Annotated in this window: 15 protein-coding genes; 11 read left to right on the forward strand and 4 right to left on the reverse strand. The window is 71.0% G+C overall.

Going from position 1 to position 16,700, the window contains the following annotated elements; translation table 11 throughout:
- Positions 1-43: 43 nt before the first annotated feature.
- On the forward strand, positions 44-481 hold the full coding sequence (locus LO762_RS29990) for a hypothetical protein (RefSeq protein ID WP_230619509.1): 438 nt from the start codon (positions 44-46) through the stop codon (positions 479-481).
- Between the two features lie 218 nt (positions 482-699).
- Here LO762_RS29990 and LO762_RS29995 read toward each other — a convergent pair whose 3' ends face one another.
- On the reverse strand, positions 700-1,638 hold the full coding sequence (locus LO762_RS29995; protein ID WP_230619510.1) for a sulfotransferase: 939 nt from the start codon (positions 1,636-1,638) through the stop codon (positions 700-702).
- Positions 1,639-1,825: 187 nt separating this feature from the next.
- Between LO762_RS29995 and LO762_RS30000 the strand changes: the two genes are divergently transcribed.
- Together LO762_RS30000 and LO762_RS30005 are read left to right on the forward strand one after the other, a co-directional pair.
- Positions 1,826-2,683: a hypothetical protein gene (locus LO762_RS30000; protein ID WP_230619511.1), complete on the forward strand. Its 858-nt coding sequence runs from the start codon at positions 1,826-1,828 to the stop codon at positions 2,681-2,683.
- Between the two features lie 121 nt (positions 2,684-2,804).
- Positions 2,805-3,230 carry a CBS domain-containing protein gene (locus LO762_RS30005; RefSeq protein ID WP_230619512.1) on the forward strand — a complete coding sequence of 142 codons (426 nt, stop codon included), beginning with the start codon at positions 2,805-2,807 and terminating at the stop codon, positions 3,228-3,230.
- An 8-nt stretch (positions 3,231-3,238) separates the two neighbouring features.
- Here LO762_RS30005 and LO762_RS30010 read toward each other — a convergent pair whose 3' ends face one another.
- Positions 3,239-4,141 carry a metal-dependent hydrolase gene (locus LO762_RS30010; protein ID WP_230619513.1) on the reverse strand — a complete coding sequence of 301 codons (903 nt, stop codon included), beginning with the start codon at positions 4,139-4,141 and terminating at the stop codon, positions 3,239-3,241.
- Positions 4,142-4,520: 379 nt separating this feature from the next.
- Here LO762_RS30010 and LO762_RS30015 point away from each other — a divergent pair, with 379 nt between their 5' ends.
- From LO762_RS30015 to LO762_RS30050, 8 genes are all read left to right on the forward strand, one after another.
- Entirely contained in the window at positions 4,521-6,356 is a 1,836-nt protein-coding gene (locus tag LO762_RS30015; RefSeq protein ID WP_230619514.1) for a long-chain fatty acid--CoA ligase, read from the forward strand.
- 111 nt (positions 6,357-6,467) lie between these two features.
- Positions 6,468-7,208, forward strand: coding sequence for a hypothetical protein (locus LO762_RS30020; protein ID WP_230619515.1), 741 nt, complete (start codon positions 6,468-6,470; stop codon positions 7,206-7,208).
- 111 nt (positions 7,209-7,319) lie between these two features.
- Positions 7,320-7,622 carry a GlsB/YeaQ/YmgE family stress response membrane protein gene (locus LO762_RS30025; RefSeq protein WP_230619516.1) on the forward strand — a complete coding sequence of 101 codons (303 nt, stop codon included), beginning with the start codon at positions 7,320-7,322 and terminating at the stop codon, positions 7,620-7,622.
- Positions 7,623-7,771: 149 nt separating this feature from the next.
- Positions 7,772-8,419, forward strand: a complete 648-nt coding sequence (locus tag LO762_RS30030; RefSeq protein WP_230619517.1) for a VC0807 family protein — start codon at positions 7,772-7,774, stop codon at positions 8,417-8,419.
- A 145-nt stretch (positions 8,420-8,564) separates the two neighbouring features.
- Entirely contained in the window at positions 8,565-9,845 is a 1,281-nt protein-coding gene (locus LO762_RS30035; protein ID WP_230619518.1) for an Ig-like domain-containing protein, read from the forward strand.
- Positions 9,842-11,143: an Ig-like domain-containing protein gene (locus LO762_RS30040; RefSeq protein WP_230619519.1), complete on the forward strand. Its 1,302-nt coding sequence runs from the start codon at positions 9,842-9,844 to the stop codon at positions 11,141-11,143. Before LO762_RS30035 ends, LO762_RS30040 begins: the two co-directional genes overlap by 4 nt.
- Positions 11,144-11,209: 66 nt before the next feature.
- Positions 11,210-12,160, forward strand: coding sequence for a GNAT family N-acetyltransferase (locus tag LO762_RS30045; RefSeq protein ID WP_230619520.1), 951 nt, complete (start codon positions 11,210-11,212; stop codon positions 12,158-12,160).
- Between the two features lie 33 nt (positions 12,161-12,193).
- On the forward strand, positions 12,194-15,424 hold the full coding sequence (locus LO762_RS30050) for a S41 family peptidase (RefSeq protein ID WP_230619521.1): 3,231 nt from the start codon (positions 12,194-12,196) through the stop codon (positions 15,422-15,424).
- 67 nt (positions 15,425-15,491) lie between these two features.
- On the opposite strand, the gene LO762_RS30055 is transcribed toward LO762_RS30050, so the two are convergent.
- A complete protein-coding gene (locus LO762_RS30055; protein ID WP_230619522.1) occupies positions 15,492-15,719 on the reverse strand; it encodes a hypothetical protein in 228 nt (75 codons plus the stop codon).
- A 62-nt stretch (positions 15,720-15,781) separates the two neighbouring features.
- Positions 15,782-16,672, reverse strand: coding sequence for a hypothetical protein (locus LO762_RS30060; protein WP_230619523.1), 891 nt, complete (start codon positions 16,670-16,672; stop codon positions 15,782-15,784).
- Positions 16,673-16,700: the final 28 nt, after the last annotated feature.

The following is a 16,700-nucleotide window of genomic DNA, read 5'->3' on the forward strand; positions in this document are numbered from 1 at the left end:
CACCCGTCCGGCGCGGGCGGTCATCGGTCTCGGGGGAGCTGCCATGATCAAGTCGGTGGGGGCGGGTCTGTGCGTGGCGGTCGCGCTGGCCGGGTGCTCCGGCACCGTGCCGGGCTCGCGGTCCTCGCCGAACCGGTTCACCGGGCCCGTTGAGACGCCCAACCCGACGGTCACGGTGACCGTCGCGGGCAAGACCGTCTTCGTCAGCCCGTCGGCCACCGGCCCGGCCGCGCAGGGCGGCGGGTGCGAGGTCGCGGGCCAGATCGACCGGACGGCGCAGGGCCGCCAACTCCGCTGTGTCAAGGCCCAGGGGGCGAGCGACACCGTCTGGGTGCTGGACAAGGGCGCCTACCCGGACGGCACGGTACGGCCGGGCGAGCAGTGCCCGGCGCGCGGCGCGGTCGGCACCGTGGGCCGGGTCGAGTACCGCTGCGTCCCGGGGCGCGGCCCGAACGACGACGTGTGGCGTCCGGCCGCCTGAGCCCTTCCCGCAGTATCCCGGGTGTTCGCCGCCCCGCGCCCCCGCGTTGGCGTGTCCGTCACGGACCCGGCGCACCCTAAAAACGACATTCCGGTCGGAATCGGAAGAACTGGAGACCCCATGCGTCCGTTCCACGTCCGCGTCACCGCCCTCATCCTGGGCATGGCCGCCACCGGCCTGGCCATCGGCTGGCTCGCCGACGATCTGCGCCCTGGCACTCAGTCCTTCGAGTAACCGAGTCGCCCCAGCTCCTTGCCGGCGATCTTGTGGATCTGCGCGATCTGGCGGGGGGTGAGGAGCTCGCGCCAGGTGGTCGGCGGGGAGCCGGGCAGGGCGGGGAGGTCGCGGCCCGCGTCGGGCCGGTGGCGGGACGTCGCCGCCGTGAGCGCGTCGCGGGAGACCGTCTCGTCCAGGTAGTCCGACAGCCGGGCGGCGGAACCCGACGGGTCGGCCACGACGTCCTCCATGCGGAGGGTGAGCAACTGGTCCTCGGGGACCTGGGCGCGCAGCGACGCGCTCAGCCGGACCGAGCCGCGCCAGCGCAGCGCGCACTTGATCGCGGTGCTCGCCTCCGGCCAGCGCTTGCGCCACGCCGGGTCGTCCACCCCGAGGAACGGGTGCGGGAACACGTGGTCCAGGTTGAGGATGCCGGGCTTGAACCAGGCCAGGCACCGCTCGTCGCCCAGCATCGCGGCGACGACGTCCCGGCCGTCCCGGATCAGCTGGACGAACTGGGCGTCGGGGAACGCGTCGAGCAGCACGTCGGTGCTGTAGATGAGATCCGGGGTGGCGTCGGCGAACCGGTGCACGGCGGCCGGGTCGGCGCACTCGCCGCGCGGCTCGGCGGAGCCCGACAGCGCGCGGCACTCGGCGGGGCAGGCGCGGCAGGAGCCGGGGGTCAGCCGCCACGCCTCGGCGTAGGCGTCGCGCAGCACCCGCGCCGCGCCCCTGCCCTGCTCGGCCGCCAGTGACGGGCGCCGGGCGAACGCGTACACGAGCTTGGTCACCTCGGGTCGGCCGCGGGTGAGGTGGAAGCCCGGGGAGCGCTTGAGCGCACGGGCGACCATGCCGGTGCCGGAGTGGGGCGCGCCCACGACAAAAACCGGCCGGCGGACCTTGGTCCCGTTGACCACGAGGATGTGCGGGGTCTGTCTCATGACTCTTCCCAGTCTCCCATCACCCGGGCCGACCGCGATCCCGTGGGAAGGGATGGCATGAGGGATCAGTTGGACCTTTCGGGCAGGCCGGGCGGACCGGAGAGATCAGCACCCTGTGGGGTCTTCCGCCGGAAGGTCTCTTGCTGTCAAGCTTCCTGGGTGACGCCGTGTGTGGGGGGAGGATCCCATGAGCGGGAGCCGTCGGGACGGCGACGAGGCCGCCCTGGACTCCCTCGTGGTGCTGGTCGCCGAGAACCTCGGTTACTCCTGCACCCGGGTTCCCGGCGACGTCATGCTGTTGGAGGGCGCGGGACGGCTGCACGTCGGCATGCGCAACCTGCGGCAGCTCGCGCGTCTCGTGCCGCGCGACGACTGGCCGGCCGTGGTGGCCGACCACGTCACCACGATCATCACGGCGATCGAGGAGCCGCTGGACCTCAGTGACTTCTCGCTGGCCCGGCACCTGCTGCGCACCCGCGTCTACCCGGCCGAGGCCGACAACGGCATGCTCGCCGCCCGCCCGTTCGCGCCAGGACTGATCGAGGTCGTCGTGGTGGACACCCCGACGACCGTCCGCACGGTGACGCGCGAGGAGATGGCGGCCTGGCCCGCCCCGATGAACGAACTGTTCGCGCTCGGCCGCGACGGCGTGCACTCCGACGGGCCGTTGCAGCGCGAGCTGCACGAGGTGGACGGCATGCCGGTGCACCTGCTGCACGGCTGGACGTTCTACGCGGCCACCCATCTGGCCTGGCTTGAGCAGTACCTGGAGCTGGGGACGCGCGGCGCGCTGGTGGCGGTGCCGAACCGCAGCACGGTGATCGCGTTCCCGCTCGGCCAGGACGTCGGCCCCGGCGCGGCGCTGCGCGCGGCGGCGGGCCTCAAGGAGCACACTCGCGCCGCCTACGAGGAGGGCCCCGGCTCGCTCAGCCCGGCGCTGTTCTGGTGGCGGGACGGCGATCTGGCGCTGCTGGAGACGCGCGGCGAGGGCGCCGACATCGTGCTGCCGGGCGAGTTCCTGGCCGCGATGGCCGGAGCCCAGTGACGAACCAGGGCAAAGGGTGATGTCCAGGGCGTAGGCCGCCCGGATTCCGGTAAAGGCCCCCCGGGGGGCCCTAGGCGAACGGCCCGGAACGTGCGACCGTGTGCAAAAGGAGGGCGAGGCCATGCGGATCTCTGACATTCTTCGCGGCAAGGGCCACCAGGTGGCCACGGTCTCGCCGGACGTCACGGTCCGGGACCTGCTCGCCGTGCTCGCCGAACAGAACATCGGCGCGGTCGTGGTGGTGGACGGCGGCGAGATCGCCGGCATCGCCTCCGAACGCGATGTGGTGCGGCGGCTGCACGAGCACGGACCCGCGGTCCTGGACGGCCCGGTGTCGGCGATCATGACCCATCCGGTCCGCACCTGCGCGCCGGACGACCACGTCGAGGGCCTGCGCCAGGTGATGACCGAGCACCGGATCCGGCACCTGCCGGTGGTGCACGGCGGCCGGCTCGTCGGCATCGTCAGCATCGGCGACGTCGTCAAGAGCGCGATCGACCAACTGGAGACCGAGCGCGAGGCGCTCGTCGGCTACCTCAACAGCTGACGCGTCGCCTAGTACGGGTCGTAGCCCGCGGCCTTGGCGGCGGGCGACCTCAGCAGGTACTCCAGCGCCTGGGGCGTGTCGCCGATGTGCGACGGGTGGTGGCCCGGCTTCAGGTAGATCAGGCCCTCCACAACGAGCAGCCGGAAGAGGCTGGGCACCAGGTTCGCCTTGGCCGCCCTGCGGTACTCCCGGTACATCCAGCGGAAGGTGGGCTTGCGGCCGAGCGTGGGGTCGCGGTCCAGCAGGAACTTCGCGCCGCCGATGAGCGCCCAGTACAGGAACGTCAGCGAGACGAGCCAGCCGGCCACCCGGGTGAGGTAGCCACCGCCCTGCGCCTTGTAGACGTCGAAGACGACCGACCGGTGCTCGACCTCCTCGGCGCCGTGCCAGCGCAGCAGGTCGAGCATGGTCGGGTCGACGCCCGCCTTGTCCAGGTCGTCGTTGTTGAGGATCCACTGGCCGAGGACCGCGGTGTAGTGCTCGATCGCCGAGACCGCCGACAGTTCGAACCTCAGCATCCGGCGCCGGGCGCGCGGCTTGAGCTTGGCCCGCTCGGCCGGACGCGCCTTGTTGCCCGCCTCGCCCGCCTCGGTGATCCTGCGGTGGTCGATGCCGTGCGTGTCGAGCAGTTCGGTGAGGAAGCTGCCGTGCGCGCGGGCGTGCACCATCTCCTGGCCGATGAAGCCCTTGATCTCTTCAAGCAGCCGCTCGTCCTTGATCTCGGGCTTGGCGTCCTGGACGCACTGGATGAACCAGCGCTCGCCCTCGGGCAGCACGAGGTGGAACGAGTTGATCATGTGGGTCGCGACGGGGTGACCCGGGATCCAGTGCAGCGGGGTGTTCTCCCAGTCGAAGCTCACCCGCCGCGGCTTGATGGGCGGATGCCGCTCGTCTACCTCGAACGCGGGCATGCGGTCCTCCAGGGGGCGGGGATTCACCGGGCGGGGTCACACGGGTCACGACAGACCAGGGCAGGCTCAGCACTATGCCGAAACCACCGGAGATCGGCCACTACGGTTCATGACAATCGGCCCCGGCAATCCCTGGCGAACCTGACAATTTCCCGGCGTCCTCCCGGCGTCGGCGGCCCCGCTCCGGGACGCGCACCGGCGGCGGAAGGGCGCCTGATGGGCCTCCGGCAATGGGCGGAACCCCTGTTTCCTCGCAGGTCGGGTGGGCGCGCGGACACGATTGGCGACACATCGGGAAACGGGTCTTGTCTCAAGCGTCCGTCCATGGTCCCATGGACGTCCCCGACGCATAAGTGAACGTTTACGGAGGCGCGCACCCATGAGCACCACCACGGCCGTCAATGAGGAGCGGGCCGCGTACGACGCTCAGATCGCTGGACGGACCGTCTGCACGCTTCTCCAGGAGACCGCTGAGAAACACGGCGACCTGCCCGCCTACACCGACCTGGGCGGCCCGACCCTGACCTGGGCCGACGTCCGCGACCGCGCGCTGAAGCTCGCCGCCGGCCTCACCGCGCTCGGTCTCCAGCACGGCGAGGTCGTCGCGCTGATGCTGTCCAACCGCTCCGAGCACATCCTCGCCGACCTCGCCGCCGTACACGCGGGCGGCGTGCCCAGCACCGTCTACGCGACGCTCGCGCCCGAGCAGGTGCAGTACGTCGCAGCCGACGCCGCGGCGGCCTTCGCCGTCCTCGAAGGGCCCGACCAGCTCGCCCGCTGGCAGCCCGTCCTGGACCAGCTACCGGAGCTGCGCAAGGTCATCGTCGTCAACGACTGCCCCGATGGCGACCGCTACATCTCCTGGGCCGACTTCGCCGCCCTCGGCGAGTCGGCTTACGCCGCCGACCCTGCCGCCGTCGAAGAGCGCGCCAAGTCCATCCAGGACACCGACACGCTGACGCTGCTCTACACCTCGGGCACCACGGGCAACCCCAAGGGCGTGCCCATCACCCACCGCATGGCCATGTACGAGGCGCTCTGCTCCCGGGAGACCGCCGGCCTTCCCGAGCACCCGGCCATCGTCTCCTACCTGCCGTTCGCGCACATCGCCGACCGCGTCATCTCCTACTACATGGCGATGGAGCTGGCCGGACACGTCAACTTCTGCCCCGACCCCGCCCAGCTGACCGCGGTGCTGGGCCAGGTCCGCCCGAACTCGTTCTTCGGCGTGCCCCGGGTCTGGGAGAAGATCATGGCCGGGATCACCGCGTTCCTGTCCATGGAGACCGACGAGGCCAAGAAGGCGGCCATCGAGGGCGCGATGGCCGTGGGCCGCGCCTACATCGCCGCCCGCGAGAACGGCGGCACCGCCTCACCCGAGCTGGAGGCCCAGTTCAAGGCCGCCGACGAGGCGGTCCTGTCGAAGATCAGGGCGCTGCTCGGCCTCGACCGGGTCGTGCACGCGATGAGCGCGGCGGCGCCGCTGCCGCTGGAGGTCGCCAAGTTCTTCTCCGGCCTCGGCATCGCGATCCTCGACGTCTGGGGCATGACCGAGACGACCGGCGCCGTCACCGCCAACACCAACGGCCTGTTCAAGCTCGGCACCGTCGGCCGCCCCTTCCCCGGCGTGGGCATCAGGCTGGGCGAGGACGGCGAGGTGCTCGTCCAGTCCACCACCTGCACCCCCGGCTACCTCAACCGGGCCGAGGCCACCGCCGACCTCTACGTCGACGGCGACTGGCTCGCCACCGGCGACATCGGCCGCATCGACGAGGACGGCTACCTGTCCATCGTCGACCGCAAGAAGGAACTCCTCATCACCGCGGGCGGCGAGAACATCGCGCCGTCCCTCATCGAGAACCACCTCAAGGAGCACCCGCTCATCGGGCAGTCCCTCGCCTACGGCGACCGGCGGCCCTTCGTCGTCGCGCTGCTCACCCTCGACGGCGAGGTCGCGCCCGTCTGGGCCGCGGCGCGCGGCATCGAGGACACCTCGGTGGCGGCCCTCTCCAAGCACCCGCTGGTGCTGGAGGAGGTCGGCAAGGCCGTCGAGGACGCCAACGCCCGCCTCGCCCGCGTCCAGCAGGTGAAGAAGTGGGCGCTGCTCGACGGCGAGTGGACCGCCGAGACCGAGGAGCTCACCCCGACCCTGAAGCTCAAGCGACGGGTCATCCACACCAAGTACACCGAAGAGATCGACGCCCTCTACACCTGATCCGGGCCGCGCCTTTACCCCGCCTGGCGGGGCGCGCGGCGCGCGGACGGCTAGCGTTCGGCGGCGGGACCACCCGGGGTGGTCCCGCCGTTCTCGAACGACAGGGGGACCATGGACCACGCCCGTCTCGCCGCGGCCGTCGCCGTCGTGCTGCCGCTCGGCCTCGCCGCGCCCGCCTCCGCCGCCGCGCCGTCCGCGCAGCGCCGCGCGGTGACGCTGGAGGCCGTCGCGGTGACGCCCGCCGACCCGGTGCTGTACGACGCGCGCACCACCAAGCTCACCGCCCGAATACGGGCCACCGGCGCCTCGTCGGTGACCGTCGACTTCGGCCCGCACGAGGGGCTCAAACAGCAGGTGCAGGCGGCCCGGACGACGCTGTCGGGCACCGTCCAGCAGTGGGAGGCCGAACTCGTCCTGGACCGGGGCCGCCCCACCGGCCTGTGGGACGTGAAGATCAACGCCTGGGACGGCGCCGCGACCACCGCGACGCGCACCGAGCAGGTGTTCGTCCGCCGGGAGACCCGCTTCATCAGGTTCGACGCGGCTCCCGAGCCCGTCCGGGCGGGCGGAAGGCTCCGGCTGGAGGGCACCCTCGCCCGGCTGGACCCGCTGCGCGCGCTGGGCGGCGGCCTCGTCCGGTACGGGGGCGCGAACGTCCGCCTGTACTTCAGCGGCGACCACCAGGAGCCGCGCGTGTGGCGGTACGTCGCCAACGCCGTCACGGACGCCGACGGGCGCTTCGCCAAGACGGTCCCGGCCCGAAGCTCGGGCTACTGGCGCGCGGGCCACACGGGTTCCACCCACTACGCCGCCTCCCGCTCGTGGCCGGACTACGTGCGGGTGACGCGCTAGCGGGTCCGTTGCGGAGGTCCGTTTTTGGTCAGGTGTTCGGTGGGTTTGTGTTGTCCGTTATGGGGGTGGGTAGTCCGATCCCGTAGAACGTCGCACGGGAAGGAAGCGCCCATGACCGTCACGGGCATCATCAGCGCCATCGTCTTCGGCGCCATCATCGGGGCCTTGGGACGGCTCATCGTCCCCGGCAAGCAGAACATGCCCATCTGGCTGACCGTGATCGTCGGTATCGTCGCGGCCTTCCTCGGCACGGGCCTCGCCCGCCTGCTCAATCTCTCCACCCGCGGGTTCAACTTCTGGGAGCTGATCTTCCAGATCGGGATCGCCGCGCTCGCCGTCTTCATCGTCGCGGCCCTCTGGCCCAAGGGCCACGGCCACGGCCCGGGGACGGGCGCGGGCACGACCACAAGATAGTCGGCGGCTCCTTCGTCGCCGCGGATCGGGCGCCCGACCGACGCTCAGGGCTGTCCGTTAATGAGTGAGATTCCCGAAAAGGCGCGTCGAACGCCCCCGGGTCCCGTAACGTGGTGCCTCGGCACACGTGCGGATCCGGGGGCGCTCGTATGGATGGTCAAGACGCGCATGCCTTCGCACTGCCACCCTTCTCGGTGCTCCTCCGGCACGCGGTCCCCCGCTTCGTCGAGGGTGTGATCGCGCCCGTCGCCGTCTTCTACCTGGCGCTCGCCGCGCTCGGGCAGGGCGGCGCGATCGTCGCCGCGGTGCTGTGGGTGTTCGCCGCGATCGCCTGGCGGATGGCGCGGCGCGACCCCGTCCCCGGCACCCTGACGCTCGCCGCGATCGGCGTGCTGGCCCGCGCCGCGCTCGCCTTCGGCACCGGCGACCCCCGGCTGTTCTTCCTCCAGCCGACGCTCGGCACCCTCCTCGTCGGCTCGGTCTTCCTCGCCTCGGTGCCGCTCGGCAGGCCGATGGCCGCCAAGATCGCCTCGGACCTCGTGCCGCTGCCCCCGGACTTCCTCGCGCACGGCAGGGTCCACCGGTTCTTCCTGCGGATCTCGCTGCTGTGGGCCCTGGTGTTCTTCACCAACGCGGTGTTCAGCCTGTGGCTGCTGTTCCACGAGTCGCTGGAGACGTTCCTGGTGCTGCGCACGTCCGTCGTCGCGCTGCTGTGGACGGCGGCCGCCGCGATCACCCTCGCCGGGTTCCGGCGCACCCTGTGCCACGTCACGGCACCCGCGCCCGCCGCCGCGTGACACTTCCCTGACCTGCGGTGACGTTCGCTTGTCCGAACTCCGGACGGTCCCGAACCTTATGGCTTCCTCACCCGTCTTAGCCATTAATGTCTCAGGTACGTGCCTTTGCTAGGCATGGACGGGGTTTGATCTTGGAGGTGGGGGCATGCGGAGCGTCCGGGGAACGACGCGCGCCGCGGGACTCGCGGGACTGCTCGCCGCGGCGCTGCTGGCGGCGGGATGCACCGGAGGGGGCATCCTCGGCGAGGAGGCCAAGCCTCCGGTCGTCACGATTACCCCCGCCGACGGCACGGCCGAGGCCAGGCCGGAGGACGGCGTCACCGTCACCGCGCAGGACGGGAAGCTCACCAGCGTCAAGGTCCAGGTGACGGCCAAGGCCGCCGACGGCGGGACGGCCGAGCCGAAGGACGTCGAGGGGGCGCTCTCGGACGACGGCGTCACCTGGAAGGCCGCCCGCTCCCTCGTCCCCGACGCGTCCTACACCGTCGAGGCCGTCGCCGCCGGCGCCAAGGACAAGACGACGACGGCGACCAGCGCCTTCACCACGCTGAAGCCCGAGGTCGCGTGGGGCCTGGAGTCGAACATCCCGTGGTCGGGCCAGACCGTCGGCGTGGGCATGCCCATCGTGATCACGTTCTCCGGCGCCGTCACCGACAAGAAGGCCGTCGAGAGCGCGCTGCGGATCAAGAGCGACGAACCGGTCGAGGGCGCCTGGTACTGGTACACCGACAAGCAGGTGATCTTCCGGGGCGAGGAGTACTGGAAGGCCCACCAGAAGGTGAAGGTCATCGGGAGCCTCGCGGGCGTCAAGGCCGCCAAGGGCGCCTACGGGACCAAGGACTTCGAGATCAACTTCAAGGTCGGCACCGCCAACCTCTCGACCGTCAACGCCAGGACCCACCGGATGGTCGTCGAGATCGACGGCAAGAAGGTCCGCGACGTCGGGATCAGCGCGGGCAACGCCACCGAGTACAAGTACACGACGACCAACGGCGTCCACGTGACGATGGACAAGAAGAACCCCGAGACGATGATCTCGCCGGGGATCGAGCCGGGCCAGCCCGGCTACTACAAGGAGATCGTCCCGCACGCGGTGCGCATCTCCTACAGCGGAGAGTACGTGCACTCGGCCCCGTGGTCGGTGGGCTCCCAGGGCAACGCGAACGTGAGTCACGGTTGTATCAACGCCCCGCCGGAGTTCGCGGAATGGTACTACAACCAGTCAAAGTGGGGCGATATTGTCACTGTGACGGGGACGAATCGCGAACTTGAGTACGACAACGGCTACGGCTACTGGCAGAAGCCGTGGAAGGACTGGGTACTCGGCAGCGCGTTCGACGCCCCCGTCGTGACGGACGGCTCGGTCCCCGGGGCCGCGTCCGCAACCCCCAGCACCGACACACCCGCGGAGAGCACCACCTCATGACCCGTCGTATGACCGCGGCCCTGGCCGCCGCGGCCCTGCTGTTCACCGCCGCGTGCTCCGGCGGCCCCAAGGGGTCCGACGAGCCGAAGCCCGAGCCGATCGTCCCCAAGGTGACGATCACGCCGGCCGACGGGACGGGCGAGGTCAAACCCGACAGCAAGATCACCGTCACCGTCGCCGACGGCAAGCTCGACACGGTGCAGGTCAAGGTCGGCAAGCGGACCGTCCCGGGCGAGCTGTCAGCCGACGGCCTGTCCTGGAAGTCCAGCGCCAACCTGCGGCCCAACGCCACCTACGCGGTGACGGCCACCGCCGTCGGCGAGGGCGAGCCCGTCGAGGCCACCAGCACGTTCAGGACCCTCAAGCCCAAGGCGACCTTCGCGATCGCCGACATCATCCCGATGCCGGGCGAGAAGGTCGGCGTCGGCATGCCGATCACCGTCACCTTCGACCGGGACATCACCAACAAGAAGACGGTCGAGCGCGCCCTCGAGGTGCGGTCGGAGAAGCCCGCCGTCGGCGCCTGGTACTGGACCGCCAACAACCAGGTGATCTTCCGGACGAAGAACGGCGCCTTCTGGAAGGCCAACCAGAACGTCAGCCTCACCGCGAAGCTCACCGGCGTGCGGGCCGCGAACGGCGTCTACGGTCTGGCCGACAAGACCCAGAAGTGGAAGATCGGCGACTCCCAGATCAGCACCGTCGACACCAGGACGAAGTACATCACCGTCATGCGCAACGGCAAGAGGGTGAAGCACGAGCCGATCAGCGCGGGCAAGGGCGGCCGGGTCGTCAACGGCGTCGACACCTACCTGACGACGAGCGGCACCCACCTCACGATGTCCCGCCACCGGGTGGAGATCATGACGTCGGAGTGGATGGGCGTCGACCCCGAGGACAAGGAGAACGGCGGCTACAAGGAGATCATCCCCTTCGCCGTCCGGATCTCGAACTCCGGCGAGTACGTCCACTCGATGGCGTCGCGGGTGTGGGCCATGGGCCGGTACAACCTCAGCCACGGCTGCGTGAACGCGCCCCCCGGCTTCGCCGAGTGGTACTTCAACAACTTCCAGCGCGGCGACGTCGTGGAGATCACCGGCACCAAGCGCAGGGTCGAGTGGAACAACGGCTGGTCGTACTACGAGATGCCGTGGAAGCAGTGGGTCAAGGGCGGCGCCCTCGACAAGGAGATCACCACGCTTCCCTACGGCGGCGGCTCGGCCTCCCCGTCCACCCCCGCGGCGCCGTCCGACACGCCGACCGCGCCCGCCACCTCCGCCCCCGACACGGCTGGTTGACGGGGAAACCGAACGACATTGTCGTTGCGGGCGCATCCATCTGTGTTATCCGGTAGAACTCCGGAGATGGACATCCGTGAGGTGGACGACCCGCAGGACGGCGACCTCGACGCCTGGCACAGCCTGGTGTCGGCGGTGCACCTGCACGACCATCCGGGCGACCCCGCCCCGGACCCGGGCCAGACCATCGGCCGGTTCTCCGGCGGGGGCGCCCGCCGCCTCTGGACCGTCCCGCACGGCGACGGGTTCGGCGCGGTCGCCTCGGTCTGGCTGCCGGGCGACCCCGCCGTCCGCGCCGCGGAGATCGACATCCACGTGCTGCCCGCGCTGCGCCGTCGCGGCATCGGCCTCACCCTGCTGCGCCGCGCCGCCGACGCCGCCCGGCGCGACGGCAGGTCCTCGGCCCTGGCCCAGGCCCTCGCCGGAACCCCCGCCGTGCCGTTCCTTGAGCGGTACGGCTTCCGCTGCCTGCTCACCACCCGCAGCCTCGTGCTGCGGCCCGGCGACGTGGACCCGTCCGCGCAGGCCGCGCTGAACCCCGAGGGGTACCGGCTGATCCGCTGGACCGGCCCCGTGCCCGACCACCTCGCCGTCGTCTTCGCCCAGGCCAAGAGCGCCATGGCCGACCACGACGAGGGCGACTCCGCGTGGAACGCCGACGTCGTCCGGGAGACCGCCGACGCCGTCGCCAAACGCGGCGACGACCTCTACACCGTCGCCGCCCTGCACGGGTCCGTGATCGCCGGGTTCACCGAGATCGTCGTGCCCGGCGACGTCCCCGAACGCGCCTTCCAATACGACACCGCCGTTGTGCCCGAGCACCGGGGGCGGCGGATCGGGCTCTGGGTCAAGGCCGCGATGCTGGAGTGGATCAAGGACGAGCGGCCCGAGGTCGTCGAGATCGAGACGGACAACTCACACGACAACGTGCACATGCTCGCCGTCAACGAGGCGCTCGGATACCAGCCGCTGCGCGAGTTCCGCGAGTATCTGGCGTCGGTCGCTGACCTTCCGTGACGGAAGGGGCGCCCCGCGATCTACGATGGACGGGTGACTTCGGGTGAGTATCTGCGCTATCCCCATCTGCGGGACGGGCTGCTGACGTTCGTCGCCGAGGACGACGTCTGGCTGGCCGGGCTCGACGGCGGCCGGGCCTGGCGGCTCAGCGCCGACCGCGCCCCGGTGAGCCATCCCCGGCTGAACGCCGACGCCACCAAGGTCGCCTGGACGAGCTGGCGCGACGGCGACCCGGAGGTCCACCTGGCCCCCGCTGAGGGCGGCGTCAGCGAACGGATCACCTACTGGGGCTCGCCTACCACCCGCGTGCGGGGCTGGACCCCTGGCGGGCGCGTCCTGGCCACCTCCTCCACCGGGCAGCCCTTCTCGCACTACACGTGGGCCTACGCCGTCCCGGTGGACGGAAGCACAGCCGCGCGGCTGCCTTACGGGCCCGTCGAGGACCTCGCCCTGTCCGGGGAACACCGCTCCGAGAAGGCCGCGCTGCTCACCGGCGGCGCCGCCGAACCCGCCCGCTGGAAGCGCTACCGGGGCGGCGGCATGGGACGGCTCTGGACGGGCGCCGCCGTCGAACCCGCCGAGTACCGGACGGAGGCCGACGGGGCGCTCGCCCTGGAAGAACGGCACTTCACCCGGATCCTGCCCGACCTGGGCGGACACGTGGACTCCGTCATGATCGTCGGGGAGCGGGTCGCCTTCCTCTCCGACCACGAGGGCGTCGGGGCGCTGTACTCGTGCTCCCTCGACGGATCCGACCTGCGCCGGCACGGGCCCCTGGACGGCTTCTACGCCCGGCACGCCGCCACGGACGGCTCCCGTGTCGTCTACTCCTCGGCGGGGCGGCTCTGGCTCGTTGAGGACCTGGAAGAGGCGGAGGCCCGTCCGCTGGAGGTCACCCTGGGCGGGTCGGGCACCGCGCGGCGGCCCTACCTGATCACGGGCGAGGACCGCCTGGGCGGCTTCGCCTGCGACGCGACGGGCCGGGCCAGCGCCGTCGAGGTCGCCGGGACCATCCACTGGGTCACCCACCGGGACGGGCCCGCCCGCACCCTGTCGGCCGACCCCGGCGCGCGCGCCCGGCTCCCCACCGTGCTGGGCGGCGACGCGGGCGTGGCGTGGATCATCGACGCGGGCACCGACCTGCCCGGCGACGCCCTTGAGGTCGCGCCCGTCTCGGGCCTGGAGCCGGGCACCACACCGCGCCGGCTCGCCGCCGGACGGCTCGGCTGGGCGACGGAACTGGTGTCCTCGCCGGACGGGAAGACCGTCGCCGTCTCGACCCGGGACGGGCGGCTCATCCTCGTGGAGATCGAGTCGGGGGAGGCTTCGGAGCTCGCCGTCTCGGCCGCCGGGCAGATCGAGGACGCCTCCTTCTCACCCGACTCGGAGTGGCTCGCCTGGTCCGAGCCGACCGCCGACCCGTTGCGCCGGATCCGGCTCGCCCGGCTGGGGGACCGGACGATCGTGGACGTCACGGACGGGCGGTTCGAGGACACGTCACCGTGTTTCACCCAGGACGGGAAGTTCCTGGCCTTCCTCTCGTGGCGGGGGTTCGACCCCGTTTACGACCAGCACGTGTTCGACCTTTCGTTCCCGTTCGGATGCCGTCCCTATCTGGTGCCGCTTTCGGCGTCCACACCGTCGCCGTTCGCGCCCTCGGTGGACGGGCGGCCCCCGAACGGCGCCGACGACAAGGACGAGGAGGGCAAGGAGGACCAGCACGCGTCCGTCGACCTCGAAGGGCTCGCCGCCCGGGTCGTCCCCTTCCCGGTGGAGGCGTCCCGGTACGACGCGATGAGCCCGGTGAAGGGCGGGGTCGTCTGGATGAAGCTGCCTCTGTCCGGTTCGCTGGGCGAGAGCGGGCCGCAGCCCGACGCGGCGCCGTTGCGGCCGACCCTTGAGCGGTTCGACCTGTCGAGTCGCAAATGTGAGGAGATCGTCGATCCGATCGACGGGTACGCGGTCAGCGGCGACGGGGAGCGGCTCGTCATCCGGGATCGTGGGCGGCTGCGGGTCGTCGCGGCTTCCGGGTCCGACGACGACACGGTGAAGGTCGATCTGCTCAAGGCGCGGACGATCTTCGACCCGGCGGCCCGGTGGGCGCTGGCCTACGCCGAGGCGGGGCGGCTGGTCCGGCACGAGTTCTGGAGCGAGGCGGCGCTGGAGGCCGTCGGCTGGACGTCGGTGCTGGAGCGGTACCGCCCGCTGCTGGACCGGGTGGCGACCCCCGACGACTTCGCCGACCTGCTCTGGGAGGTTTTCGGCGAACTCGGCACGTCGCACGCCTACGTCGCGCGGGCCCGCTACCGGCGCGAGGGCGAGTGGCTCGGCATGCTCGGCGCCGACCTGCGCCGCGACGGCGACGTGTGGCGGTTCACCCGGATCCTGCCCGGCGAGTCGTCCGACCCGCGGGCCCGCGCGCCGCTGGCCGCGCCCGGCATCGTCGTCCGCCCCGACGACATCCTCCTGGAGATCGACGGCCGCCCGGTCGACCCGGTGACGGGCCCCGGCCCGCTGCTCGCCGGCATGTCCGACGTCCCGGTCGAACTGACCATCGGTCCGCGCGACGGCGGCGCCCCCCGCCGCGTCGCCGTCGTCCCGCTACCCGACGACGAACGCCTCCGCTACCAGGACTGGGTGACCGACCGCCGCCGCCACGTCCGCGAAGCCTCCGAGGGCCGCCTGGGCTACCTCCACATTCCCGACATGGTCGGCTTCGGCTGGGCCCAGCTCCACCGCGACCTCCGCGTCGAGATGGCCCGCGAAGGCATCATCGTCGACCTCCGAGGCAACCGAGGCGGCCACACCAGCCAACTGGTCGTAGAAAAACTCGCCCGCCGCATCATCGGCTGGGACGTCCCGAGAGGCAAACTCCCCTCCCCCTACCCCGAAAACGCCCCAAGAGGCCCCATCGTCGCCGTGGTCGACGAACGCGCCGGCTCCGACGGCGACATCATCTCCGCCGCCATCAAAACCCTCGGCCTAGGCCAGGTCATCGGCACCCGAACCTGGGGCGGCGTCATCGGCATAGACGCCTGGCACCGCCTAGCCGACGGCACCTCGGTGACGATCCCCCGCTACGCCACCTGGTTCGACACCTACGCCTGGTCCCTGGAAAACCACGGCGTAACCCCCGACACCGAGGTCGTCATGACCCCCGAAGACTGGGTAAACACCCGAGACCCCCAGTTGGACACCGCCATAACCCAAGCCCTCACCACCCTCGCCGACCACCCCCCCTCCACCCCACCCACCCCCCACTAACCCCACCACGGGCACCCTGTCCGCCCCCGGCCCAAGGCCAGAACCGAACAGGGCGCCCACACACCCCTCAGGCAAAAACCTCGTCAGCGCTGCTCGCGGAGGACGCTCGTACGATCCACGTTTCGAGCTGGTCGACGGATACGCATCCGTCGATCAGCTCCCGCTGCGCGTCGCTGATGCCGATGCCCCACTCCGCCAAGACCATAAGAAGGATCTCGGCGACCGCCTCCCGCCGCCCTTCCTCGCGGCCTTGGGCGCGGATTTCGGAGATGTAGGTGCGGTGTTGGGCGGTCACGGGGATCCTCTGTCGCTGGCGGGTGGGTTTTGGCTGAGGTTGGGCGGGGTGGCCGTGTCCGCTTAGGAGAGGACCTCGTCGGCGGTGGTGGCGGTCGCGACCCGTCGGATCCAGGTTTGGAGCTTCTCGGCGTCCTCGCATCCCTCGATCAGCTCCCGCTGCGTGTCGCTGACGCTGATGCCCCGATCCCCGAGGAGCATGAGCAGGATCCCGGCGGCCGCTTCCTGCCTGCCCTCCTCCCGGCCTTCTTCCCGGCCTTCCTGTCGGCCTTCGGCTCGGAGTTCGGAGATGTAGGTGTGGGGTTGGGTGGCCATGAGGGTCCTCCATTTCTGGCGGGCTGGGCCTTCGCCGAGGCCGCTTTCGGTGAACTCGGCCAGGTGGGTGGCCTTGCCGACGTCGATCGTGGCAAGGGCGTCCACCAGGGATTCCAGTATCGCATCCGTGTGCGGGGACTTGCTGTGCATGAGGGCGGACAGGATGGCGAGGGGGACGTCGCGGGCGGCCTCCTTGACGGTGGTGATCACGGGCATGGTGTCGGGGCCGAGGACCAGGGGGTGGATCACCATGGACGGCCAGGCGGCGGGGCCGATGTGGAAGGGGACGGCGGCCCAGCGGGCGGTCGCCTTCTTCTGGCAGGTGACGATGAGGGAGACGTCGCAGTCGTGGACGTCCTGGAGGTGGGCGATGTAGCGGGCCCAGCGGCGGCGTTTGGTGTCCGAGGGTTCGGTTTGCGCCTCGATCACCATGATGAGCGGGCCCGCCGCCGACTCGACCCGGAGGAGGGTGTCGGGCCAGCGGGAGACGGGCTTCAGGTCGGTGAGATCGACGTTGATGATCTCGACCTTCTCCGGCGGGGGAATGGGGAGGCGGAGGACTTCGGTGAGGACACGGCAGGCCAGGCCGGTGTCTTCCTGGAAGATCCGGTGCAGCGCCTCGTGTTGAGAGGTTGGCATGACCCGGACGTTACTCAGGGGACTCAGG

Origin of the sequence: Actinocorallia sp. API 0066, assembly GCF_020991275.1 — a bacterium.
In the GTDB taxonomy this organism is placed as follows: Bacteria; Actinomycetota; Actinomycetes; order Streptosporangiales; family Streptosporangiaceae; genus Actinocorallia.

Bases quoted from the DNA above. Each gene is read 5' to 3' on its own strand.
- LO762_RS30000 (WP_230619511.1), top strand. From the start codon at position 1,826: ATGAGCGGGAGCCGTCGGGACGGCGACGAGGCCGCCCTGGACTCCCTC.
- LO762_RS30010 (WP_230619513.1), bottom strand. From the start codon at position 4,141: ATGCCCGCGTTCGAGGTAGACGAGCGGCATCCGCCCATCAAGCCGCGG.
- LO762_RS30045 (WP_230619520.1), top strand. From the start codon at position 11,210: ATGGACATCCGTGAGGTGGACGACCCGCAGGACGGCGACCTCGACGCC.
- LO762_RS30020 (WP_230619515.1), top strand. From the start codon at position 6,468: ATGGACCACGCCCGTCTCGCCGCGGCCGTCGCCGTCGTGCTGCCGCTC.
- LO762_RS29990 (WP_230619509.1), top strand. From the start codon at position 44: ATGATCAAGTCGGTGGGGGCGGGTCTGTGCGTGGCGGTCGCGCTGGCC.
- LO762_RS29995 (WP_230619510.1), bottom strand. From the start codon at position 1,638: ATGAGACAGACCCCGCACATCCTCGTGGTCAACGGGACCAAGGTCCGC.
- LO762_RS30030 (WP_230619517.1), top strand. From the start codon at position 7,772: ATGGATGGTCAAGACGCGCATGCCTTCGCACTGCCACCCTTCTCGGTG.
- LO762_RS30040 (WP_230619519.1), top strand. From the start codon at position 9,842: ATGACCCGTCGTATGACCGCGGCCCTGGCCGCCGCGGCCCTGCTGTTC.
- LO762_RS30035 (WP_230619518.1), top strand. From the start codon at position 8,565: ATGCGGAGCGTCCGGGGAACGACGCGCGCCGCGGGACTCGCGGGACTG.
- LO762_RS30060 (WP_230619523.1), bottom strand. From the start codon at position 16,672: ATGCCAACCTCTCAACACGAGGCGCTGCACCGGATCTTCCAGGAAGAC.
- LO762_RS30005 (WP_230619512.1), top strand. From the start codon at position 2,805: ATGCGGATCTCTGACATTCTTCGCGGCAAGGGCCACCAGGTGGCCACG.
- LO762_RS30015 (WP_230619514.1), top strand. From the start codon at position 4,521: ATGAGCACCACCACGGCCGTCAATGAGGAGCGGGCCGCGTACGACGCT.
- LO762_RS30025 (WP_230619516.1), top strand. From the start codon at position 7,320: ATGACCGTCACGGGCATCATCAGCGCCATCGTCTTCGGCGCCATCATC.